This window comes from Shewanella seohaensis (assembly GCF_023283775.1).
GTDB lineage: Bacteria > Pseudomonadota > Gammaproteobacteria > Enterobacterales > Shewanellaceae > Shewanella > Shewanella seohaensis.
Map to the genome: position 1 here is coordinate 333,910 of NZ_JAKILE010000004.1, position 22,566 is coordinate 356,475.

Annotated in this window: 19 protein-coding genes; 9 read left to right on the forward strand and 10 right to left on the reverse strand. The window is 48.5% G+C overall.

Features of this window, described 5'->3' with window-relative positions:
* Positions 1 to 200 precede the first annotated feature (200 nt).
* The 3 genes from L2713_RS07005 to L2713_RS07015 all read right to left on the reverse strand — a co-directional run bounded on the left by L2713_RS07005 (position 201) and on the right by L2713_RS07015 (position 6,003).
* Complete coding sequence (locus L2713_RS07005) at positions 201 to 1,478, reverse strand: HD-GYP domain-containing protein (protein WP_248967396.1); 1,278 nt, start codon at positions 1,476 to 1,478, stop codon at positions 201 to 203.
* Positions 1,479 to 1,601: 123 nt separating this feature from the next.
* Entirely contained in the window at positions 1,602 to 4,751 is a 3,150-nt protein-coding gene (locus L2713_RS07010) for an efflux RND transporter permease subunit (protein ID WP_011716184.1), read from the reverse strand.
* A gap of 13 nt (positions 4,752 to 4,764) precedes the next feature.
* Positions 4,765 to 6,003, reverse strand: a complete 1,239-nt coding sequence (locus tag L2713_RS07015; protein WP_011716183.1) for an efflux RND transporter periplasmic adaptor subunit — start codon at positions 6,001 to 6,003, stop codon at positions 4,765 to 4,767.
* A 360-nt stretch (positions 6,004 to 6,363) separates the two neighbouring features.
* Between L2713_RS07015 and L2713_RS07020 the strand changes: the two genes are divergently transcribed.
* Positions 6,364 to 6,984 (forward strand): TetR/AcrR family transcriptional regulator, encoded by a 621-nt coding sequence (locus L2713_RS07020; protein ID WP_011716182.1) that lies wholly within the window; start codon positions 6,364 to 6,366, stop codon positions 6,982 to 6,984.
* Between the two features lie 88 nt (positions 6,985 to 7,072).
* Here L2713_RS07020 and L2713_RS07025 read toward each other — a convergent pair whose 3' ends face one another.
* Positions 7,073 to 7,501: an OsmC family protein gene (locus L2713_RS07025; protein WP_248967397.1), complete on the reverse strand. Its 429-nt coding sequence runs from the start codon at positions 7,499 to 7,501 to the stop codon at positions 7,073 to 7,075.
* A gap of 203 nt (positions 7,502 to 7,704) precedes the next feature.
* On the opposite strand from L2713_RS07025, the gene L2713_RS07030 reads away from it, so the two are divergent.
* Complete coding sequence (locus L2713_RS07030) at positions 7,705 to 8,523, forward strand: substrate-binding periplasmic protein (RefSeq protein WP_109287381.1); 819 nt, start codon at positions 7,705 to 7,707, stop codon at positions 8,521 to 8,523.
* 15 nt (positions 8,524 to 8,538) lie between these two features.
* Here the strand turns inward: L2713_RS07030 and L2713_RS07035 are convergent, their stop codons facing one another.
* On the reverse strand, positions 8,539 to 9,432 hold the full coding sequence (locus L2713_RS07035; protein WP_041408992.1) for a LysR family transcriptional regulator: 894 nt from the start codon (positions 9,430 to 9,432) through the stop codon (positions 8,539 to 8,541).
* 132 nt (positions 9,433 to 9,564) lie between these two features.
* On the opposite strand from L2713_RS07035, the gene L2713_RS07040 reads away from it, so the two are divergent.
* Positions 9,565 to 10,821, forward strand: coding sequence for an adenylosuccinate synthase (locus L2713_RS07040; RefSeq protein WP_011716179.1), 1,257 nt, complete (start codon positions 9,565 to 9,567; stop codon positions 10,819 to 10,821).
* Between the two features lie 187 nt (positions 10,822 to 11,008).
* Positions 11,009 to 11,422 carry a thioesterase family protein gene (locus L2713_RS07045; protein ID WP_011625531.1) on the forward strand — a complete coding sequence of 138 codons (414 nt, stop codon included), beginning with the start codon at positions 11,009 to 11,011 and terminating at the stop codon, positions 11,420 to 11,422.
* A gap of 68 nt (positions 11,423 to 11,490) precedes the next feature.
* Here L2713_RS07045 and L2713_RS07050 read toward each other — a convergent pair whose 3' ends face one another.
* Both L2713_RS07050 and L2713_RS07055 read right to left on the reverse strand, forming a co-directional pair.
* The gene (locus L2713_RS07050) at positions 11,491 to 13,017 is read right to left on the reverse strand and encodes a putative bifunctional diguanylate cyclase/phosphodiesterase (RefSeq protein ID WP_248967399.1); all 1,527 of its coding nucleotides are present in this window, start codon (positions 13,015 to 13,017) and stop codon (positions 11,491 to 11,493) included.
* An 85-nt stretch (positions 13,018 to 13,102) separates the two neighbouring features.
* The gene (locus L2713_RS07055) at positions 13,103 to 13,942 is read right to left on the reverse strand and encodes an HDOD domain-containing protein (RefSeq protein WP_011716177.1); all 840 of its coding nucleotides are present in this window, start codon (positions 13,940 to 13,942) and stop codon (positions 13,103 to 13,105) included.
* Between the two features lie 373 nt (positions 13,943 to 14,315).
* Between L2713_RS07055 and trhP the strand changes: the two genes are divergently transcribed.
* Both trhP and L2713_RS07065 read left to right on the forward strand, forming a co-directional pair.
* Positions 14,316 to 15,680: a prephenate-dependent tRNA uridine(34) hydroxylase TrhP gene (gene trhP, locus L2713_RS07060; protein ID WP_023266720.1), complete on the forward strand. Its 1,365-nt coding sequence runs from the start codon at positions 14,316 to 14,318 to the stop codon at positions 15,678 to 15,680.
* Between the two features lie 3 nt (positions 15,681 to 15,683).
* Entirely contained in the window at positions 15,684 to 15,935 is a 252-nt protein-coding gene (locus L2713_RS07065; RefSeq protein WP_011621854.1) for a YfhL family 4Fe-4S dicluster ferredoxin, read from the forward strand.
* Positions 15,936 to 16,021: 86 nt separating this feature from the next.
* Here L2713_RS07065 and ubiT read toward each other — a convergent pair whose 3' ends face one another.
* A complete protein-coding gene (gene ubiT / locus L2713_RS07070) occupies positions 16,022 to 16,558 on the reverse strand; it encodes a ubiquinone anaerobic biosynthesis accessory factor UbiT (RefSeq protein ID WP_089068256.1) in 537 nt (178 codons plus the stop codon).
* 138 nt (positions 16,559 to 16,696) lie between these two features.
* On the opposite strand from ubiT, the gene ubiU reads away from it, so the two are divergent.
* Both ubiU and L2713_RS07080 read left to right on the forward strand, forming a co-directional pair.
* A complete protein-coding gene (gene ubiU / locus L2713_RS07075; protein WP_248967400.1) occupies positions 16,697 to 17,698 on the forward strand; it encodes a ubiquinone anaerobic biosynthesis protein UbiU in 1,002 nt (333 codons plus the stop codon).
* Between the two features lie 31 nt (positions 17,699 to 17,729).
* Positions 17,730 to 18,599: a U32 family peptidase gene (locus L2713_RS07080; protein WP_248967401.1), complete on the forward strand. Its 870-nt coding sequence runs from the start codon at positions 17,730 to 17,732 to the stop codon at positions 18,597 to 18,599.
* Between the two features lie 29 nt (positions 18,600 to 18,628).
* Here the strand turns inward: L2713_RS07080 and L2713_RS07085 are convergent, their stop codons facing one another.
* A complete protein-coding gene (locus L2713_RS07085; RefSeq protein ID WP_248967402.1) occupies positions 18,629 to 19,336 on the reverse strand; it encodes a DUF998 domain-containing protein in 708 nt (235 codons plus the stop codon).
* Positions 19,337 to 20,040: 704 nt separating this feature from the next.
* On the opposite strand from L2713_RS07085, the gene L2713_RS07090 reads away from it, so the two are divergent.
* The gene (locus L2713_RS07090) at positions 20,041 to 21,399 is read left to right on the forward strand and encodes a YjiH family protein (RefSeq protein WP_248967403.1); all 1,359 of its coding nucleotides are present in this window, start codon (positions 20,041 to 20,043) and stop codon (positions 21,397 to 21,399) included.
* 479 nt (positions 21,400 to 21,878) lie between these two features.
* On the opposite strand, the gene L2713_RS07100 is transcribed toward L2713_RS07090, so the two are convergent.
* Positions 21,879 to 22,388, reverse strand: a complete 510-nt coding sequence (locus tag L2713_RS07100; RefSeq protein ID WP_248967405.1) for a GIY-YIG nuclease family protein — start codon at positions 22,386 to 22,388, stop codon at positions 21,879 to 21,881.
* Positions 22,389 to 22,566 lie beyond the last annotated feature (178 nt).

Genomic DNA, 22,566 nt, shown 5'->3' on the forward strand with positions numbered 1-22,566 from the left:
AGTATAGGATTTGGATCTGTGTGGTGTTGAAAATCATTCATTTACCGAAAATCCGCCCCAATCTAGCAGAATTAAAACAGAAGCAAGGCTTATCGCCCAACGGCCGTTGTGCTAACAGGCAGCAGAAAAATGAAAACACCACACTTAAATACTGCTGAAGCACCGACAGTGACTAATCTAGAGTCACCATTTGCTCCGCTTTATAACTTAATGTCCTCATACTCTTGTGTCGAGAGTTGGTAAAAATTATCGGCATCGGCTAGCAACACATCATAAACGTTCGAGTCCAACTTACCTTGTTGAACCATAGGCAACATAATCTCCAGCACCTCACTTAAGGACATTGAACCTCGATAAGGCCGATGTTGGGTTAAGGCTTGAAATACATCGACGAGAGCAAGGATACGCGAAGGTAAATCTAACTGTTCTTGTCTTTTTCTAAAGGGATAGCCCGAGCCATCGAGACGCTCATGGTGGTTTGACGCCCACTCACCAATCACAGACTTTGGAAAAAAGCTCTTTAAGGTGTGGTCGGTATCGACGGTGTGGCGCTTCATAATCGAGTATTCCTCCCTAGTCAGCTTGCCTTCCTTATGGAGTAATAAATCGGGGGTTTTGAGCTTACCAACATCGTGTAACAGCCCAGCCACATACAATAACTCGGCATCGGTATCCGATATGCCACAATCCTTAGCAACCAGTTTTGCCAGCAGTGCAACCTTGTCCGAATGATGAAAAGTAAAGGGACTCTTGGCATCGACAATCCGCGCCAGAAATCTTGATATCTGCTTAACGCCTTCGAGATCCAGCTGTTTGTCGTACAGTTGATTCGCCTCAAACTCGAGGGCCATTTGCTCGATATGGGCAGCCTCCATGTTGTACCAAAAACCGTCTTTGCTGACTAATTGGCACATGGCCGCCACCATATTCGGCTCGAAGAGCACGCCACTGTGGGCTAGCAAATTATTCGCAACTAACCCCTCATGGAGGGTGATTAGCTCTTGATGACAACCATGGGTATAGCGCGCCCGCAGAAAATCGGTCCGATCGGCCAGAAACACCAACGCAGCAAGGTCACGGTCAAACTCAGAGATTGCCGCGGTTTGCAACTCTAGCCAAGGTGTATGGTGATAAAACACAGTGAGGGCAAAGACATCTAGGATAGGACACTTCATTAATGCCTCATACCCACGGCGACTGTGGGAAGTGGCATCTTCTGGCTGCATTAATTTGAGTAGGCGTAGATGCTCCTCGGAGGAAGACACGCCGCAGTCATGGATAAGCCCCGCAAAATAGGCAAACTGCTTCTTTTCATCTGACCAGCCCAGCACATTGGCGCATTCGTAGGCCATATAGGCCACTCGATGACCGTGGTGTAAATCATCCACGCCGACAAAATCCAATGCCGTCGCCACGGCTAACAGCGCATGCCGCACATCAATTTTGATGCTGATTTCCTGGGGCTGAAAAGCATTCATCGCATTTTCCTAATTTAACGCACTAATCTAACTATAGTTACTTCGTCGATATTTACCCGCAAAAATAAAAAAAGACCTGCATTTGCAGGTCTTTTAAGGAGATAACAGATTGAACTGGTTTAATTATTGTGCCGTTAGCGCTTCCGCTTTACGGCGACCGCGTTTAGCGAGGGCATAGTAAAATAGCGGTGTCAGGATTAACCCAAACAGTGTCACCCCTATCATGCCTGCAAATACCGCAACCCCCATGGCCTGGCGCATCTCGGCGCCCGCGCCCGTTGAGAACACCATAGGTACCACCCCCATGATGAAGGCGATAGAGGTCATCAAGATGGGGCGTAAACGTAAGCGCGCCGCCTCGAGAATCGACTCCATGACTTCCATACCATGGTCTTGTTTTTCCTTGGCAAATTCGACAATCAGAATCGCGTTCTTGGTCGCTAAGCCCACAAGGACGATAAGACCAATCTGGGTGAAAATATTATTATCGCCGCCATAGATAAGCACACCACTGAGCGCTGAGAGTAAGGTCATTGGGATAATTAAGATAATCGCCAATGGTAAACTCAAACTCTCGTACTGCGCCGCCAGCACCATAAACACCAGCAGTATCACCAGAGGGAACACTAACAAGCCTGTGTTACCGGCGAGGATCTGCTGATAGGTCAGCTCAGTCCACTCGTAGGTCATGCCTATCGGCAAAGTCTCGGCGAGGATTTTCTCAATCGCTGCCTGCGCTTGGCCCGAACTCACACCGGGTGCTGGGCCACCGTTAATCTCAGCCGTGGTGAAACCGTTATAGTGCATCACACGATCGGGTCCCGCGCTCTGACTCACATTAATAAAGGAGCCAAGTGGGATCATATCGCCATTCACATTAGGCACTTTTAGCTGGCTAATTTGCTGCGGGCTTTGACGGAATGCTTCGTCGGCCTGCATATTCACCTGATAGGTTCGACCGAAACGATTAAAGTCGTTGACATAGGTCGAGCCCATATAGGTTTGTAATGTCTGGAAAATTTGATCGAGCGACACTGCCTGCTGTTTCGCTTTAGTCCGATCGATATCCAGTTCAAGTTGTGGCACGTTCACTTGATAGCTAGAGAAAATCCCCGCTAATTGTGGATCGGCCCACGCCTTGTACATTACTTGTTGGGTCACCTGATACAAGGCCTCATAACCAAGGTTGGCTCTGTCTTGAATTTGCAGACGGAACCCTCCAATAGTGCCGAGGCCTTGCACAGGTGGCGGCGGGAAGATGGCAATAAACGCATCCTGAATACCAGCAAATTGCTGATTTAATTGGCCGGCAATCGCATTCGCCGACAGTTCAGGACTCTTACGTAACTCAAAATCATCTAGGGCAACAAACACCACGCCCGAGTTAGGACTATTGGTAAAACCGTTGATACTCAGACCGGGGAAGGCAATAGAGTGCGCCACACCGGGGTGATTCAAGGCGATGTCGGACATTTTCTTGATCACCGCATCGGTACGCTCGAGTGAGGCCGCATCCGGTAATTGGGCAAATGCCACTAAATACTGCTTATCCTGTCCTGGCACATAGCCCGTTGGGGTATTTACAAATTGCACGCCCGTCAGCGCAACCATGCCCAGATACACCAGTCCGATAATGCCGCCAAAACGGATCACTTTACGCACTAAATAGCCATAACCCTCTGATGCACGGTTGAATAAGCGATTGAATGGCGTAAATAACCAACCACCAAACAGCTTATCCATTAACCGAGTGAGCGCATCTTTAGGCGCATCATGGCCCTTGAGTAACAACGCCGATAACGCTGGGCTCAAGGTGAGCGAGTTAATGGCCGAAATAAAGGTCGAAATCGTGATAGTCAGTGCAAACTGCTTATAAAACTGCCCCGTTAATCCGCTCATAAAGGCGGTCGGAATAAACACCGCGGCCAACACTAAGGTGGTTGCCACAATCGGCCCAGTCACTTCCTTCATGGCTTTTTGTGTTGCGGCAATGGGGCTTAAACCCGAGGCGATATTTCGCTCCACGTTTTCTACCACTACGATGGCATCGTCCACCACAATCCCGATGGCCAGCACCAAACCAAACAGCGACAACGCATTGAGCGAGAAGCCCATCAAGTGCATAAAGGCGAAGGTACCCACCAAAGACACAGGCACGGCCACCAGCGGAATAATCGAGGCGCGCCAAGTCTGCAGGAATAGCACCACCACGAGCACCACTAAGAGCACGGCTTCGAGCAGGGTTTTCACCACCGCATGGATAGAGCCACGCACAAACACGGTCGGATCGTACACAATCTCGTATTGCAGCCCTTCGGGGAAAGACTTCGCCAGTCTTGCCATTTCGGCGCGCACATCGTCGGAGATTTGAATCGCATTCGAGCCTGATGCTTGGAACACTGGAATTGCTACCGCGTCCTTGTTATCCAGCAATGAACGCAGCGCATAGCTGGTTGCACCGAGTTCAACACGCGCCACATCCTTAAGACGGATAACCTCACCGTTTTGACCAACCTTGATGATAATGTCTTCGAATTCTGACAGTTCAGTCAGACGACCCTTAACGTTGATCAAGAGTTGGAAGTCGGCATTACCACTAGGCTGCGCCCCTAAACTGCCCGCTGCCGCTTGCTGATTTTGCTCACGTACCGCGGCGATAATCTCAGCTGGTGACATGCCAAGCGCCGAGACTTTATTGGGGTCAAGCCAGATCCGCAGACTATATTCGCCCGCACCGAATAAACGCACCGCGCCCACGCCTTTGATGCGTGCTAACTCATCTTTTACGTTGAGCGCCGCGTAGTTAGACAAATACAGCATGTCATAACGGTTATCCGGCGACAGTAAATGCACCACCATGGTTAAGTCTGGCGAGGATTTTTCGGTCACAATCCCAAGGCGTTGAACCTCCTGCGGCAAACGTGGCATAGCACGGTCAACCCGGCTCTGTACTTGGGTTTGCGCCCTGTCCACATCGGTGCCAATGGCGAAGGTGATGGTCAAGGTCATGCGTCCATCGGACGTCGCCTGCGATGACATATACAGCATGTCTTCGACGCCGTTGATTTCCTGCTCTAAGGGCGAGGCAACCGTTTCGGCGATGACTTTAGGGTTAGCGCCAGGGTAGTTGGCGGTTACCACGACCGTCGGAGGCACCACTTCTGGGTATTCGGTAATGGGTAATTGCCAGACGGCAATCGCCCCTGTGATAAAAAACAGCAGCGAGAGAACGGCTGCAAATATCGGTCTTTTAATAAAAAACTGCGACAACATTCTGTTGGATTCCTTAACCGCGGCTCGCTACTTCAACGTCTGGGGTGGTGATATTTTCTTGATGTTTATCAAGCAGTAATTGAGCTTGACGAAGCGCCTCTAGCTGTTCGCTGTCGGCCATATCAACCAGATGTGGCTCAATTTGCATCTTAGGACGAACCCTTTGCATGCCATTGACGACGATTTTGTCGTCTGCCGCTAAACCTTGCTTAACAATGCGTAAACCTTGAACTTTTTCACCTAGGGTGACGCCGCGATACTCAACAGTGCCATCGTTTGCCACCACTAAGACGAACTTGTTGTTCAGATCCGTGCCCACGGCTTTATCGTCAATTAAGATGCCGTCATAGGCGCCGCTACCAGCGGTACGTAATCTGGCGAACAGACCAGGGAGCAAGCTGTTGTCTTCATTGCTAAACGTGGCGCGTACTCGAATAGTGCCCGTCTGTCTGTCCATAGAATTATCGACAAAGTCCACTAGACCTATGTGTTGATATTCGCGCTCGTTAGCCAGCGCCATATACACGGGATTGTCGCCGGCACGAGGGTCTTTACGCTTTTTCTCGGCGGTTAACTTGACGTATTTCAGATAGGTTTGCTCATCCACATCGAAGTAGGCATACATGCTGGCGGTCGACACTAAGCTGGTTAATACACTCTGCCCCGCAGACACATAGTTACCCGCGGTGACATTGGCGTAGGAGGCTCGGCCATCAATCGGCGCGCGCACTTGGGTGTAATCTAAGTCCAACTCGGCGCGCAGCAGCGCCGCTTTCACAGAGGCTACGGCCGCCGTGGTTTGACGTTTGTTAGACTCACGGGTATCGAGTAATTCTGCAGATACCGCCTTTTGGGCAAAGAGTTTGCGGGCGCGTTCTAAGTCGTTAGTGGCCAGTTGCTCAGCAGAGAGCGCGCTAGCAAGATCTGCTCTTAACCGGGCCACTTCCGCTTCGAACACACTCGCATCGATATGGAAGAGCACATCGCCTTTTTTCACTAAGGCGCCTTCTTTAAAGTTTACCGACGCGATATAGCCAGATACGCGTGGCACTAAGGTCACACTCTCTGGCGCCTGCAAACGGCCGGTAAATTCATCCCACTCGGTAACGCGCTCATGCAATACCTGCGCAACATCGACCTTAGGTGCACCCGGTGCTTGCCCCTGCTGGGCTTCGGGTTCACCACAGGCCGAAAGGACAAAAGCCGCCACGGCAGTCAACATCAATATCCGTAAAGGTTGGTTACTTTTCATCTTACAATCCTCATGTGGCAGGCATTTATCTCGTTTAAGACAGACATCAGTGATGGGCACTCAGTCAAAATCAATAAATACCGATTGGTAAAAAATATTATGTACTGAGCGGTAATATATAGTGTAAAATGACCCTGTCAACAGCTTTTTGTACCGATGAGTATTTAATTTTTGTGACAGCTTAATAAATAGCTAGTTAAGCCTTTGAGGTGATTAGCCGCCGATAGCGTGCTATGTGGGCTTGAATGGACGATATATTTTGGTGAGTTACTCACCTAACCCGCAGACAGCAGGCAAGAGTGGCTGGACATGAACTAAACCCATGTCTATCCTAGGGGCAATTGAGAATTGAGGAGCCTAATGATGTCAACCGTCACCCAGACGCCCTGCGTAGGTCGCCCACGAGCCTTCGACGCCGACGATGCATTAGCTAAAGCCTTGGAAGTCTTCTGGCAAAAAGGTTTTGAAGGTACATCGTTAACCGATCTGACTCAGGCCATGGGCATCAACAAACCCAGCCTATATGCCGCCTTTGGTAACAAAGAGCAGCTGTTTCTGAAAGCGATCGAGTTATACGAGCAGCGACCCTGTGCATTTTTCTATCCTTCGCTTGAAAAAGAAACCGCCTATCAAGTGGTTGAGGCCATGCTCTATGGCGCAGCATCATCTTTAGTGGATGAGAGTCACCCCCAAGGCTGCTTGATTGTTCAAGGCGCCCTCGCCTGTAGCGAAGCCGGACAAGCGATCAAAGATACTTTAATTACCCGCCGCCGTGATGGTGAACAGGCACTATGCCAACGCCTGCAACGGGCAAAGGATGAAGGCGATTTACCCGCAGATGCCGATCCGCTGCTGCTGTCTCGATATATAGGCACAGTGCTGCAAGGCATGGCAGTGCAAGCCACCAATGGCATATGCCCCGGAGAATTACGCAAAGTCGCCGAGCTAGTGTTAGCCAACTTTCCGAAAAATAATGCGTGATAGTGCGACTAGCTGATACCCATTGACATAAACCCCAGCAAACACTGGGGTTTATGCTTTTAAGCCGCTATCGAAATTAATCTTGAGATTAGTGCTGAACTTGGTGAGTGACTAAGCTTGGACGCAGCAGATTGTCGTGGACAGGACAACGGTTACACACAGTATCTAAAAACTCGCTCTTTTGTGCATCGGTTAAGTCAGCATCAATGCTGGCATTGATGGCAATTTCTTTAAATCCCACAGGATCATCCGAAGGCTGGCCTAGTAATCCCGCCGAATTCATCACGGCTCTGACATGCACATCAAACTGGTGAATGGTGATATTGCGTTCACGCGCAACCATCTTAGCAATCGCCGAAATACAGCCTCCGAGCGAAAATAAAAAGGTCTCTAAGGGATTAGCGCCTTCATTGGACGCGCTGGGTTGATCGATAATCAGCAAATGCTCACGTACCTGCGCCGTAACCTTCCAACCGCTTCCCATATGTGTGGTGACTTCAACGACTTTATCCGCCATGACTTACTCCATTAGTTTTTTTTCAATCAGATTATTCTAATAATTAAAAAACCAAAAGTCACAACTTAAGATCACAGTTTTATGGCCTAACTCGTTTTGTCATAAACAATCTCGGCCACATCACAAATCGCAAAATCATTAGGTTCGTTATAGGCACTTATGATATAAATTTCCGATTAGGAATAGGATGATACGGAAATAAGATGCGTGTTTGCAGCCCAACAAGGAATGAATTTCAGCGAGTAATAAATAACCCGTTGACGTTGTTGACTGCGGCTTGCTTATTTTTGTTCTCTGCCACAAGCCACTCCTCCTTTGCCCAAGAAAGCCAAAGTAGCCCACAAGCCGTAGGCCATAGCATCACCTTAGCCGCCGAAGACAGCTGGCCGCCGTTTGCCAATCAGTTTGGCCAAGGGATCTCCCATCGCCTTATCGCAGCGGCATTCAAACAATCTCGAGTGGAAGTCAACAGCCTAGTCGTACCCTATAGCCGCGCCCTTATGATGGCCGAAAAAGGTGCCGTCGATGGAGTCTTTAACGTGACCCGCGAAGCGAGTACCGAGCAACGTTTTGTGTTTGGTAACACGCCGCTATTTGTGGCGAAAGCCTCTTTTTATCAACGTAAACAACGCCCGCTCATCGCCGCCAATAAATGGGAAATTCCCAAAGGCAGCATAGTCGGGGTCATAAAAAGTTATGAGTATGGCGATGAGTTTCCCGAACTGGTGAAACAGCGCCAACTGAATGTCATCACGGTCGCCAACCAACAGCAACTGATTAATCTGTTGATGATTGGCCGAGTCGATGCGGCGGTCATGTTCGATTTAGTCGCACAGGAAAACCTGCAAAAAATGGGCGTCAGTGACGATGTGATCCCCGCATTTAACAACCACAGCAGCGAGATTTATCTAGCCTTTTCGAAGGAAAACCCCAAAGCCGCACAACTCGCTAAAGAGCTGGATCTGGGCTTAACCCAGTTAAAAGCCAATGGACAGTATCAACAACTGCTTAGCACTAAGTAACCCTTCAAACCGCCATTAGCTGCCTTGGGTACGGATAATCTCTTGGTTCACCCAATGTAGCAGCTGCTTAATCGCTTTCGATAGGATCTGATTTTGCCGCACTATGTAACCCAAACTGGTGCTCGGAAACTGTGGCAATGGCGTGACTTTACTCTTTAAGTGCGTCTTAGTGTAAATCGAAAACTCAGGCACAATCGCCACCCCAAAGCCCGCCTCGGCCCAATCGATTTGCGCATCCACACTGCCGACTTCCATGATCCGATAACGGGGTAAATTTAAGGTCGGTAATGCGGGATCGAGCAACTCACGGGTACGGGTATCATGGCCGAGCAGAATCAAAGTCGGCCGCTCCGCGTGGGGCATATCATGGCTGGCTTGGCTTTGCTGCCACAGCTGCAAATTATCCCCAAGGGCACACCATTTGATTTGCTGTAACTCGGTAAAATGCAGCGGCTGACTCTCCTTTTGCGCGATCACAAAGCCTAAATCCGCCTCGGCATTAGTCACCAATTCAGAGGCTTGGGAAGACGTAGTATTAAGTAGGGAAAAATCAATCCCGGGGAATTCCGCTTTAAATAACTGAAATGGCTGAATAAGCAGCAAACGCGAAATGATATCGCTGGCCGCTATGGTCAAGGTGCCTTGACTGAGATCGTTGATAGCATTGAGATCCGCCTGACACACTTGCAGTTCCATCAAGGTCTTCTGGCTGCTCTCGAGCAAACGAAACCCCGCCTGAGTTAGCCTAAACGGATTGCGCTCAATCAACTTAACTCGAGTATTCTGCTCCAGTTGTTTGATATGCAAGCTGACATTGGGCTGCGTCATATGCAGCGCCGCTGCCGCCTTTCCGAAGTGCTTACACTCGGCTAAGGTTACGAAGGTCTTTAACCAATGAAGTTCCAGCATCGCATTCATCTCCATCCATATCAGCTCGCCCTATGATATATGATTTCCTTATCACGACGATAACTATAATTAATTTCTCTTATTCATTAAGCAGGTCTAGCATAATCGCTTAATTCCTGTGGAGATGATGTTATGCCGTCTATCGTAGTTGTTGGTGCAAATTGGGGTGATGAAGGCAAAGGCCGAATCGTAGATTATTTAGCCGCAGATGCTGCAGCGAGTGTCCGCTTCCAAGGCGGTAACAACGCAGGCCATACGGTCGTTAACGACTTTGGCACCTTTAAATTACACCAATTACCTAGCGGTATTTTCAATCCAAACTGCGTTGCAGTACTTGGCCCTGGCATGGTGATCAGCCCTGAAAAACTCAGTGTTGAAATCGCTGAAGTCGAAGCGGCAGGCATTGAAGTTAAACTGTGCATTTCTGACCGTGCGACCCTGTGCTTACCTATCCATGCACTGGAAGATACCTTAGAAGAACAACGTTTAGGCGATCTGGCCTATGGTTCAACCCGTCAAGGGATTGCCCCAGCCTATGGCGACCGCGTGATGAAGAAAGGTATTCTGGTTGGCTGGTTAAACCAACCCGAAGTGCTGCAAGAACGCATTCAATTTATGCTCGACTGGAAACTGCCCCAGTTAAAAGCACTGTACCCAAGCTGTGACTTTAGCCAAACGGCTGCCGAAATGACCCAATGGTTGTTGGATGTGACCGCCCCATGGCGTCCATTTATTTGCAACGTGACAGAGCCATTAAAAGCCTTACAAAAACAAGATGCTAACTTGTTATTTGAAGCGCAATTAGGCGCGGGTCGTGACTTGATTTACGGTGAGTATCCTTACACAACCTCTTCTAACGTGACGGCGGCTTTCGCAGGTCTGGGTAGTGGTTTACCAGCTCTGCGCCCAGAGCGTGTGATTGCGGTAGCGAAAGCCTTCAGCTCATCTGTCGGTACTGGCACCTTAGTGACTGCGATGGAAGAGCAGGATGATTTCCGTAAAAACGCCAACGAGTTTGGTGCTACTACGGGTCGTCCACGTGATATGGGTTACTTCGATGCGGTTGCAACTCGTAACGGTGTTGAACTGCAAGCAGCGACTGAAATCGCCCTGACCAAGATTGACTGCCTGACTGGCATGAAAGATCTTAAGATTTGTGTTGCCTACGAAGGTGAGCACACTGAAAACCCCATTTGGCCTCAAACTGCGGCATTAAGCCCAGTGTATGAACAAATGGAAAGCTGGAGCGAAGACATCACTGGCTGTCGCACCTTCGAAAGCCTGCCAAAGGCGGCGCAACATTATGTTGAGCGCATCGAAGCCTTAATGGGCGTGCGTGTGAGCATGGTGTCTGTGGGACCTGAACGCGACCAGATGATCATTCGCTAAGCGCTAGGCTTTAGCCACCGATTACCCTACAAAAAAGCCATATTCGTTTCGGCGAATATGGCTTTTTACTTTGTGTCGTCTAGATATTCTCAATCCTAACCACCGAATTTACCCGCACCTTGGGTTTTGTTTAGCCCGATAAACCGCTAGACTGCGCTCACTCAACACACTTCATATCGACAATGCCATGCCGCAATTTAGCCCAAGCTATTCTTTCCCTGTGCAAATTTACTATGAAGATACCGATTTTTCTGGCGTGGTGTATCACCCGAACTTTTTGAAATACTTCGAGCGCGCCCGTGAGCATGTGATTGGCGCCGAGCGCTTACGCGACCTCTGGCAACAGCAGCAATTGGGTTTTGCGGTGTATCGCAGCGACATGTTGTGCCACGAAGGGGTGGAGTTTGCCGATATCATCGATATCCGCACTAAGTTCTACTTTGAGAGTAAATATCGTACCGTCTGGCATCAGGAAATTTGGCGCCCAAATGGTAAAAAACCCGCGGTCACCGCCACCATTGAAATGGTGTGCATGAATCAGGCGCGCCAACTTGCGCCCATGCCCGCCGACTTAATCGCCCAATTAAGCCTAGGGATGTGAAGCTAAGCCAAGGGATGTAAAGCCAAGCCTAAGGATGTAAAGCCAAGCCTAAGGATGTAAAGCCAAGTCTAAGAATGTGAACCATTAACGCAGAGCATTTCGGGTCTGGGTCTTAGCTGGTTCCAGTTCATTTCAAGCTCTGCGGCCCGCATCGGCTTGGCATAAAAAATCCCTTGAATACGGTCGACGCCCATCTTCACTAACATTTCGTGGATATTTACAGTCTCAACACCTTCGACCGTCACCTCATAGCCGAGCTTTTTCGCAATATTAATGCTGGCCTCAAGGATATATTCTGAAGGCTGATTCGGCTCTAGATCCCGAAGAAAGGCTTTATCGATTTTGACTTCATTGGCGGGTAAATGCTTTAAATACGCCAGCGATGAATGGCCCGTACCAAAGTCATCGATTGCCAATTTCACCCCAAGACGACGGATCTGTTCTAAGGTATCCACGGCCTTGTTTAAATCGGCCATCAGAGTGCTCTCGGTGATCTCAATCATCAAGCATTCTGGCGGTAATTTATAATGCTCGAGGCGAGCCGCGATATCATGGGGCAAGGTTTCACTGTCGAGATCTCGAGTCGAGAGATTAAGCGCCACGCACACAGACACGCCCGCCGCACGCCACTTTACCTGCTGCTGTAACACTTGCTCCAGCGCCCAATGGCTCACTAAATCGATCATCCCGGCGCACTCTGCCAGTGGGATAAATTCTCCGGGGGAAATAAACCCGAGCTCCTCATGCTCCCAACGGATCAAGGCTTCGACTTGGGTGCAGGCGCCCGTATGAATATCCTGCTTAGGCTGATACACCATATACAGATGATTTCGCTGCAAACCACTGGGAAGGCTGTCGATAATCTTAAGCTCCCTCAATTGGCGGATATCGTCATTCTCGCTATAACAGGCGATGGCGCTACGGGTCGCGCGGGCTTTTTTAAGGGCAAGATCCAGCCTTCTGAGCATATGGCTGACATCGGCATGGTGCTTAGCAAGTTGCAGACAACCAATCTGCATCCGCACACTGACGGGGGTATCTTTAATTTTAAAGGGCACCTGTAGTCGACCGCGTAAATGCAGCAGTTGCTCCTCGGACAGACTTTGCTCGTAATAGAGGAAAAACTCATCGCCGTTTAGGCGCGCAATCAACTTAGGTTTAAGGCTTAGACTGGTTAAGCGCTCGGCAAACTGTTTAAGCAGAATATCGCCAAACACAAAACCAAAGAGATCATTTACATAGCGAAAGCGATAAATATCGATAAGCACTAAAGTGCCTTGGGTGATGGGCATCAATGCGGTCAGTGAACGTTTAAGCCCGACACGGTTATTCAATCCTGTGAGTTTATCCTTACCCATGCCCGCAGGCAGCGCCGTGAGCATCTCGTTTAAGGAATGGTAAAGCGGTGCAAACTCCTGCGGCACCACAGGCACATTCAAAGGACGGCGTTCAATCTTTTGCTGATCGAGCTGCGGGCATAATTGCGCCAAAAATCGCTGCTGTAACCGCAGCGCTTGGTATCTAGCGAGTAATATATAAAGCACGGCTATCAAGATGATACCCAGTGCTAAACCGATAAATCCCAGAATAACCATAATTTGGCCTCAATCTTACCACGTAAGCTTAACCACCATTCTCCCCTGACTCAGGGCAAGAATGGCTTCCCTATAGGCCCTACGACTACTGGTAACTCTCTCTGATTGAATGGAATTTATCCATAAATTCGTCACTAGCTAAATCATTCGCCGAGACGGGTAAACCACGACTAACAAAGACTTCCATCCGTTGCTCGAAATCGGCTCCGGCACGTAACTCACCGGTGTAAAATGCTGCGGCACGGATAAAATCTAAGTAGGTCACATGGTCAGGCAGATAAGGTAAATCCGCCCAGCGCTCAACCACTTCCATCACCTCTGGCGCAAAATCCCAACTCTTTAATACTGCGCGTCCTAATGGGCCTTGCATTTTACGTACTAAAGAGCGCAATTGATCAATACTGGTGAATAACTCTGGATGGGCTTCGGCTTCGGTCAAAACCGGTAATGCACCGATATTATGGACTAAACCCGCCAGTGTTAAGGTATCTAAATTGAGCTGACCAGGGTGACGTCTATTATACATTTGCAACATGGCGCAGGCGGCCGCTGTTACTTCAATCGAGGTGCGCCACACTTCATCCATCACTTCCCAAACCATTTCATTGGTGGAAATAAATAGCTGCTCCATCGCCACTGAGGTCGCAATACTCTTGATTTGAATGAGGCCAATTCGAGACACTGCGCTACTAATGCTCTCGGCGGGAATGCCGCGGCTATATAAGGCACTGTTGGCCACTTTAATGATACGCGCCGAAATCGCCGCGTCTTGACCTATCACCTCACCCACTTGCTTTAGGCTCGCATCGGAGCGACTCACCACTTCTTGTACCCGCATGGCCACTTCGGGCAGGGTTGGCAACACTAAAGCATCATCTTTTAATTTTTTGAGTAATCCGACTAACAGTAGATGTTCAGTAGACATCTTCGCTCCCATCAATCTGCAAACATAAATCTTCAATAGTTGGAGTATATCAGTTGCCCACCGATTGATGGGCAGAAAAAAGCAACAGACGTTAATTATTTGTATGACGCTGTTATCAATTTCACCCAGAACGGCATACGAAACTTCTTGGCTATCCCTTGATTCGCTTAAGCGAAATCGCGCTAAGCAGACGAGACATCGTCAATCCACAGACAAGCGTCATCGCCCGCCATCACCTAGCTTAGGGGTATATTCGTAAAATGCGAACTATACCTAATCTTAGACGAGGTGATTTGCATAACCCTACTTTGATTGTGTAAAATGCCGCCCCCGCGCACTGCGCCTCCATCTACCAACCAATTCGAGAGTCATTATGTTTAAACCTGAGTTGTTATCTCCCGCTGGGACGCTGAAAAACATGCGTTACGCTTTTGCCTATGGTGCAGATGCCGTGTATGCCGGTCAGCCGAGATACAGCCTGAGGGTTCGTAATAACGACTTTAAAATGGAAAACCTCGCAACGGGTATCGAAGAAGCCCATGCGCTGGGTAAAAAGCTTTATGTGGTGAGTAACATTGCTCCCCACAACGCCAAGCTCAAAACCTATATCAAAGATATGGAACCGGTAGTGGCGATGAAGCCCGATGCGCTGATCATGTCAGATCCTGGCCTTATCATGATGGTGCGTGAGGCTTTCCCTGAGCAGGTGGTGCATTTATCGGTGCAAGCCAACGCCATTAACTGGGCGTCGGTCAAGTTCTGGCAGACCCAAGGCATTAAACGGGTGATTTTATCCCGTGAATTGTCCTTAGATGAAATTGAAGAAATCCGTCAACGCTGCCCCGATATCGAGCTAGAAGTGTTTGTCCACGGCGCCCTGTGTATGGCTTACTCGGGCCGTTGTTTGCTGTCGGGTTATATCAATAAGCGCGATCCAAACCAAGGCACTTGCACAAACGCCTGCCGCTGGAAATACGACGTGCACGAAGCGCAGCAAACTGACTCTGGCGATATCATTGCCACCCCCAATGCGGTGCAAATCGAGACGCCAACCTTAGGCGCGGGTCCTGCGACCGACCAAATCTTCCTGCTGCAAGAAGCCAATCGCCCCGGCGAATACATGCCAGCGTTTGAAGATGAGCATGGCACTTATATCATGAACTCTAAAGACTTGCGCGCAATCCAACACGTTGAGCGTTTGGCGAAAATGGGCATCGACTCGCTGAAGATCGAAGGCCGTACTAAGTCGTTCTACTATGTGGCCCGTACCGCCCAGCTATACCGTCAGGCCATCGACGATGCCGCCTCAGGCAAGAGCTTCGATCGCAGCTTGATGAACCAACTCGAAGGCTTAGCACACCGCGGCTATACCGAAGGTTTCTTACGTCGCCACGTACATGATGAATATCAAAACTACGACTATGGTTACTCGGTCAGCGATACCCAACAATTTGTGGGTGAATTAACCGGTAAACGCAATCTGGCTGGCCTTGCCGAAATCGAAGTGAAGAACAAATTCTCTGTCGGTGATAGTGTTGAACTAATGACGCCACAGGGCAATATCAGCCTCACCATCGAGCAACTCGAAAACCGCAAAGCCGAATCGGTTGAAGCGGGATTAGGTTCGGGCCATACCGTTTACTTGCCCGTGCCGAAAGAGGTTGATCTGAACCACGGCATTTTACTGCGTAACCTGCCCCAAGGTCAGGATACCCGCAACCCACACGAAGCAGGCTAAGGCATGGCATTACTGATCGACGACAGCTGCATCAATTGCGACATGTGTGAACCTGAATGTCCGAATCAGGCCATCACCATGGGGGAAGAAATCTACGAAATCGACCCAGACCGCTGCACCGAATGCGTAGGCCATTACGATAAGCCTACCTGCGTCTCCGTCTGTCCGATTGATTGTATTGACCCCGACCCTAACCGCGTCGAGTCTCATGACGAGCTGTTGGTCAAATTCGCCATACTCACGCAAAAAATTTAAGTGAATATCGGCCATCCAAGCTAAAAAAAAAGCCCCGCAATGTCAGCGGGGCTTTTGTTTATCACTTGATTACAGCCAAGTTCGCATCAGCTTAAGCTTGGGGATTTAGCCAAAATCACCGTCGGTTTTGCCTCAAGCTGCAATCGCACAATGGCATCGGCCAGCTTTTCAACGCTTAAGCGAATGGGTGTTGGCAGGCTGGCAAACTCGATACTCAGCAGTAGGTTTTTCACCTCAAGCCCTAACTCGGTATCGCCTTCGATGCTCAGTTTGCGTTGGAAAAACAGCGTATCAGGGTCTTCTTTTGCCGCTGCGACCAATAACAGCTCGGCGGAATTGGCACTAAAGCTGACCTGGGCATCGGTCAGCTCACGCACCTGCCAGCGGCCATCGAAACTCACTTCAAAATACAGATTTAAATCTTCAACCCGAATCGCAACCCATTTATCCGCCAAGAAATCTAACTCGCCATCTTCGGCCTGCGGCGCCAGCAGCTGCGTTAAGAGTTGGCTAAGTACCTTGGCCTTAAGGCTAAAGGGCACTTTGGAGAGTGGCAAACGGATCAGTTTTGGGGTGAGTTCGAGCAGTTGTTTTGCAAGATTAGCTGAAAAAACAGCGGACATAAGCGGTTACCTAAGGCTAAAAAACACTATATCTCCCAGTTTACCGAGATTTTATGATCTTAAACCTGTTTTAAATCAATTCACCGCCATTCAATCTTCCCTACACTCTGCCCCTGTTATTTTATCGGGAGCACCATTATGGAGTTGTTGTGTCCAGCAGGAAACCTGGCCTCGCTAAAGTCGGCGCTGCAGGCCGGAGCCGATGCTGTCTACCTTGGGTTAAAGGATGATACCAATGCACGTTCATTCGCGGGCTTAAACTTCACCCCCGCAAAATTACAGGAAGCCGCCGATTTGACCCATCAGCGGGGCAAGAAGATCTTCCTCACTTTAAATACCTTTCCTAAGCCGAATGAGGAACACCGCTGGTATCAAGCCATCGACTTGGCGGCCAGCATTGGCGTCGATGCCTTAATCATTGCCGATCTGTCGTTGCTCGACTATGCCCACAGGCAATATCCGCATATTCCGCTGCATTTATCGGTACAGGCCAGCGCCACCAACTTGGGCGCACTGAGCTTTTATAAAGAGGCTTTTAATATCGCGCGGGTGGTATTACCCAGAGTGCTGTCGATGAAACAAGTGCGCGACCTCGCCAAGGTCAGCCCAGTCGATTTAGAGGTTTTTGCCTTTGGCAGTCTGTGCATTATGGCCGAAGGCCGCTGCCACTTATCCTCCTATGTCACCGGTCAATCGCCAAACACTGGTGGCTCTTGTTCGCCAGCGAAACACGTGCGCTGGCAGGAACAGGGCCAAGACAGATTGACTCGCCTCAACGAGGTCTTAATTGATAAGTCAGGGCTCGATGAGCAAATGGGTTACCCTGTGGTCTGTAAAGGCCGCTATCTCACCCAAGACGATGATAAACCGCAATATCTGCTCGAGTCTCCCACCAGTTTAAATACCCTTAGCTTGCTGCCTGAGCTTGCCAAGGCGGGCATAGTGTCACTCAAGATTGAGGGGCGTCAGCGCAGCCCTGCCTATGTAGAACAGGTGACCAAGGTTTGGCGTCAAGCGATTGATACTTATTTTAATAATCCAGATAAATTCCAGACTCAGGCCCATTGGGAACAAGCCCTCGCGAAAGTCTCCGAAGGCCAAATTACCACCTTAGGCGCCTACGAGCGTGACTGGCAATAGCCCTAGCGATAACCACAAAGAAGAAACGATTATGAAAATTTCCCTCGGCCCACTGCTCTATTGCTGGGAAAAACAACAGGTCATCGACTTTTACCAGCAAGTGGCCAACAGTCAGCTCCCGTTAGTCTATTTGGGTGAAGCCGTTTGTAGCCGTCGACGCGAACTCAAGTTTGGCGACTATCTCGAACTGGCCAAAATGCTTAAATCTGCGGGTAAAGAGGTGGTGCTGTCGACGCTCGCCCTTATCGAAGCGCCCTCTGAATACACAGAGCTTAAACGTCAGGTCGACAATGGCGAATTTAGCATCGAGGCCAACGACATGGCGGCCGTGTATCTTGCTAAGGAGCACAAGTTGCCCTTTGTCTGCGGCGCTAGTATCAACAACTACAACCGCGCCAGTTTAGATATTTTGCAGCGCTTTGGTATGCAGCGCTTTGTAATGCCGGTAGAACTGTCGAAGACTTGGCTTAGCCAAGTGGTCGCGCACAAGCCCGCATTCGAAGTCGAAGTGCTCGGCCATGGCTATTTGCCACTCGCCCACTCGGCGCGCTGCTTTACGGCAAGGCATCAACACTTGTCGAAGGACAGCTGTGAAACCGTTTGCCGCCAATATAGCAAGGGCTTACTGGCACAGACGCAAGAGGCGCAGCCCTTGCTCAGGTTAAACGGCATCCAAACCCAGTCGGCCAACTGTGTCGATTTGCGCAGCGAAATCAATGAAATGATAAAGATGGGCGTCGATGTGTTTCGGGTTTCGCCCAGCAGCTTAGCCTGTATCACTAAGGCCGATGCGCTGGTCGAGGCGTTAAAGACTGGGGCAACGGACGCTAAGTACCCTCTTAGCGATGAGCACTGTAACGGTTATTGGTTTGGCGAGGCGGGACTGAAATCCTTAAGCTGATAGCTTTATGGGTTAACCATTAAAATCACTCACTCGGGAGCTTGCTCCAGAGCGAGTGATTGTGGTGTGAACAGCAGCGCCGCCGTCCAACTTAATAAACTCCCAAGCCCAATCCACTCCAGCAATGCTGGCCACCACAAATCGGGCCTAGGCAGTTGCAACACCATTTCTTGATAGAAGGGTCTGTCCCCCTCGGTTAAACCCAGCTCTAATAAGGGCGCGTAGAGAAAGGTCATCATGCTCAGCAACACCACCAGCGCCAACAATAGCGTTAAGGGTTGCCGCCTCTGTGAATTAAGCCCAGCCCACAGCAGATAACAGATTGCACTCGAACTACCGAAATAGAAAAACCATTTCAGGGCAAGGATATGCAGATGATACACATTGACCGGAAACAAACCGACGCAGGCCAAGGCTAAAAACGTCAGCGCCAGCGCGCAGTAGAAGGGATAGCCCCAAAAACCACTTACGGTTTGCAAGGATGAAAGGCAATAAAACACAATGCTTAAACTGCCAAAAAATAACCCACCATTAAGCACCACCGCTAAGGATGAATGCCCATAGGTGCCCAATTCACTCAAGGTATGATTCAAAAAGTTGAAGGCTCGAGTCTCGGTATGATCGAAGCCTAACACCGCCACCGCTATCCCAAGCAATAATCCAAAAATACCAATAAAACCAAACTTAGTGGCGAGCGCAAAACCTCTTGTCGCGACATTCATTTTTGTAACAGTCATGGATAATTTAGCTAAACAAAAGTAGTACTAACTTACATGGAATTGAAAATAATTAAAGCGGCGTCCATCCTCTTTAGGAGAAATATTTTATTTCACCACTATTTACGCTTATTTAGTCACTCGCGCGCAGTTCCCGCCCTTAGTCAATATTCAATTTAAAATATGCAAATACCGAGTCAAAACCGCATAAAAATGCACAACCCATTCAGCAAGGCCGAGCTTATTGTCAGCGATAACCTCGCCATTACAATTTGGGTTAACTATTTAACATTGTATGGTGAGCGACTGAAGCCCTAATCGCATTAACGGATAAAAAAACCGCAAAAGCGGAATATTCGAAGAATCTAAGGGAAAAATTTGTACAAAATCACCCTCGACCGCTAACAACATCAAGAATAAAACAACTCGATAAACACGCTGCAACACACAGATTTAATTGCATGATTTAGTTAATCAAATACCTTATCAGCACGCAATATTCGCCAAGATAAGCATGCAGAAATGGCCCAAATAACTATGCTATTTTGCTGCTTATCTCAAACAAATTTCCGAATCGTTTTACATAGCGCCGCTAAGCGAGTAATCTTCCCCCTTCTCGATTTTGAGTTGAATGAAAATGCACCTAACATCCGCCTAACATGCGGCTTTGAGGGGCAATTTGTTCAAGTTTATTTGTGCGACTCGTACTTTTAAGGTGTACACCATTGGCTACTGAACATAAAAACCGCAACATTAAGACGATACTCACCTTTATCGTCCCTTCGCTGATCGGTCTGCTGCTGTTTATGACCCCTATCAGCTACAACGATGCGATTACTATTCCTATCGCAATCATCTCTAAAGCATTGCAAAGCGTGTTAAGCGATGTATTAACCTTAATCGTGACTGTGATTGTTGTCGCCATGGCCTTGTCTTCGTTGCTGACTAAGTTACTCAAACCTAAGTTTGTGCTGAACAATCACTTCCTCAATGGGTTACTCAACATCAGCCCGCTCTGGCTTGCGACGCGCGTCGTCGGCGCCATCTTTATCGTGCTAACCTATTTAGGCATTGGCCCCGAAGCCATTAACTCTTCAAGCACTGGCGCCTTAGTACTGAACGACCTGTTACCTGTACTCTTCTCGGTGTTTATCTTCGCCGGTATGTTACTGCCGCTGCTGTTAAACTTCGGTCTATTAGAGCTATTTGGCACCCTGCTGACCAAAGTCATGCGCCCCGTGTTTAACCTACCAGGTCGCAGCGCCATCGACTGTATGGCCTCTTGGTTAGGTGATGGTAGCGTTGGTATTTTGCTGACTAGCAAGCAATACGAAGCGCGTTTTTACACCCAAAGGGAAGCCGCGGTTATCGGTACCACCTTCTCGGCGGTGTCAATTACCTTCAGCTTAGTGGTGATCTCTCAGGTGAAGTTGGAGCAAATGTTTGTGCCCTTCTACCTGACCGTATGTTTAGCGGGTTTTGCGGCGGCCGTGATTGTGCCTAAGCTGCCACCACTGTCGTGGAAAAAAGATAACTATATCGACGATACGCCACGTCAACCCGACGATGAGATGATCCCCGCAGGACACGGCGCACTCTCATGGGGCTTTGATAAAGCACTCGAAAAAGCCGCTAGTGCTGGTGGTGTCAAAGCCGTTCTAAATGAAGGGATTAAAAACGTTATCGATATGGTATTTGGCATTATCCCAGTGGTAATGGCCATTGGTACCACGGCGCTGATCATCGCCGAGCATACGCCTATCTTCAATTACTTAGGTATGCCATTCATTCCGTTATTGGAACTGCTGCATATCCCAGAAGCGACCGAAGCCTCTAAAACAATCGTTGTCGGCTTTGCCGATATGTTTATCCCGTCGATTTTAGCCAGCTCTATCGAATCGGATATGACCCGCTTTGTGATTGCCGCCTTATCGGTAACGCAGCTGATTTACATGAGTGAAGTGGGCGCACTGCTGATTGGCAGTAAGATCCCAGTGAATTTTGTTGAGCTTTTTGTCGTGTTCGTACTGCGTACCTTAGTCACTCTGCCAGTCATTGCAGGCGTGGCTCACCTGCTGTTCTAAGCGCAACATCACCTTAAATATCAAGGGGAGTCAGATTAACTGACTCCCCTTTTTTATACTGTACAAACTCCACTCGTAACCACACTACTCAGTTTAAGAATAAAAGCAAAATAGCCATATGATCTGCTCAACGAATTTATTGCCATTGTTTCCCCAGTGACACGCCGTGAATATATCCCTATAGGCTCGACGGCGACATCCATGTCGCCAACGGTCACTGGTGCCCCAATGCCAATTTTAACTACCCATTTACTGTATGTACGCAAAAAGCAAAGGGACAAAAATCGGTTAGGTTATTAACTCTAACTTATGAGTTTCGGATTACAATTTCTATGGAGATAACGCCCTGTTAAGGTGTGAGCAACGCAATACCAATGCTCCCGCATACCACCTTAACCGCTAAAACCAACGCATAGTAAAAATGCCACGCGTTGCGAATCACTCTTAAACAGTTTGTTAGGCATTTAATACCACGTGAGCTATGCCTTGTTAAACATTGGCCTTAATTTATAAATTAACTCATGCTCTAAAAACATTAATTCGCGCAAATCATTTTCCAGCCAAATCGCGATTTTAATGTCAAAGCTTGGAATTAGCTTACCCAAATGGTATTCACCGATATATCCGAGGTCTATTTCATATTCTCCGTCTTGAAAAAGGACATCTTCAGAATACTTATCGATATGATTACCGCTGGTTTTCCAATGACGATATAAACGTTTATTCAGTTGCTTAGTTTTACCAACGTATAATGGTGCAAAATCTACAACATCACCGTCAAGTCGGTAGCTATCAAAAAAGAAATAACAACCTATATTTGATCGCAATTTTTCACCAGAAAACGGATAAGAAAAAATTTCCAGAAACCTATCCATATGATCTAATGAGCTTGCTCTGATAAAACAATCTGGAAGTTTTACTAACTTTGACAGAAAGTAATCTTTTTCATCTTCAAAAAACTCTTCTTGATAACAAACCGAATTTTCCATACATCTCCAATATATGCCTAACATCTATGGACACCCCATTTTTTGCAAGAAAAATCAACCGATAACAAATGTGGTTTTGCAGCCATCTATTCGGATTCCTTGTAAGAGACTCGCTCTTGATCCCCGATGAACTTCGCTGACTTGGCTCTAATCATTTTATCGTTTTCTAAGAAACGAT

Bases quoted from the DNA above. Each gene is read 5' to 3' on its own strand.
- L2713_RS07005 (WP_248967396.1), bottom strand. From the start codon at position 1,478: ATGAATGCTTTTCAGCCCCAGGAAATCAGCATCAAAATTGATGTGCGG.
- L2713_RS07055 (WP_011716177.1), bottom strand. From the start codon at position 13,942: ATGTCTACTGAACATCTACTGTTAGTCGGATTACTCAAAAAATTAAAA.
- L2713_RS07065 (WP_011621854.1), top strand. From the start codon at position 15,684: ATGGCATTACTGATCGACGACAGCTGCATCAATTGCGACATGTGTGAA.
- L2713_RS07020 (WP_011716182.1), top strand. From the start codon at position 6,364: ATGATGTCAACCGTCACCCAGACGCCCTGCGTAGGTCGCCCACGAGCC.
- ubiU (WP_248967400.1), top strand. From the start codon at position 16,697: ATGGAGTTGTTGTGTCCAGCAGGAAACCTGGCCTCGCTAAAGTCGGCG.
- L2713_RS07080 (WP_248967401.1), top strand. From the start codon at position 17,730: ATGAAAATTTCCCTCGGCCCACTGCTCTATTGCTGGGAAAAACAACAG.
- trhP (WP_023266720.1), top strand. From the start codon at position 14,316: ATGTTTAAACCTGAGTTGTTATCTCCCGCTGGGACGCTGAAAAACATG.
- L2713_RS07100 (WP_248967405.1), bottom strand. From the start codon at position 22,388: ATGGAAAATTCGGTTTGTTATCAAGAAGAGTTTTTTGAAGATGAAAAA.
- L2713_RS07085 (WP_248967402.1), bottom strand. From the start codon at position 19,336: ATGACTGTTACAAAAATGAATGTCGCGACAAGAGGTTTTGCGCTCGCC.
- L2713_RS07040 (WP_011716179.1), top strand. From the start codon at position 9,565: ATGCCGTCTATCGTAGTTGTTGGTGCAAATTGGGGTGATGAAGGCAAA.
- L2713_RS07045 (WP_011625531.1), top strand. From the start codon at position 11,009: ATGCCGCAATTTAGCCCAAGCTATTCTTTCCCTGTGCAAATTTACTAT.
- L2713_RS07030 (WP_109287381.1), top strand. From the start codon at position 7,705: ATGCGTGTTTGCAGCCCAACAAGGAATGAATTTCAGCGAGTAATAAAT.
- L2713_RS07010 (WP_011716184.1), bottom strand. From the start codon at position 4,751: ATGTTGTCGCAGTTTTTTATTAAAAGACCGATATTTGCAGCCGTTCTC.
- ubiT (WP_089068256.1), bottom strand. From the start codon at position 16,558: ATGTCCGCTGTTTTTTCAGCTAATCTTGCAAAACAACTGCTCGAACTC.
- L2713_RS07035 (WP_041408992.1), bottom strand. From the start codon at position 9,432: ATGCTGGAACTTCATTGGTTAAAGACCTTCGTAACCTTAGCCGAGTGT.
- L2713_RS07050 (WP_248967399.1), bottom strand. From the start codon at position 13,017: ATGGTTATTCTGGGATTTATCGGTTTAGCACTGGGTATCATCTTGATA.
- L2713_RS07015 (WP_011716183.1), bottom strand. From the start codon at position 6,003: ATGAAAAGTAACCAACCTTTACGGATATTGATGTTGACTGCCGTGGCG.
- L2713_RS07025 (WP_248967397.1), bottom strand. From the start codon at position 7,501: ATGGCGGATAAAGTCGTTGAAGTCACCACACATATGGGAAGCGGTTGG.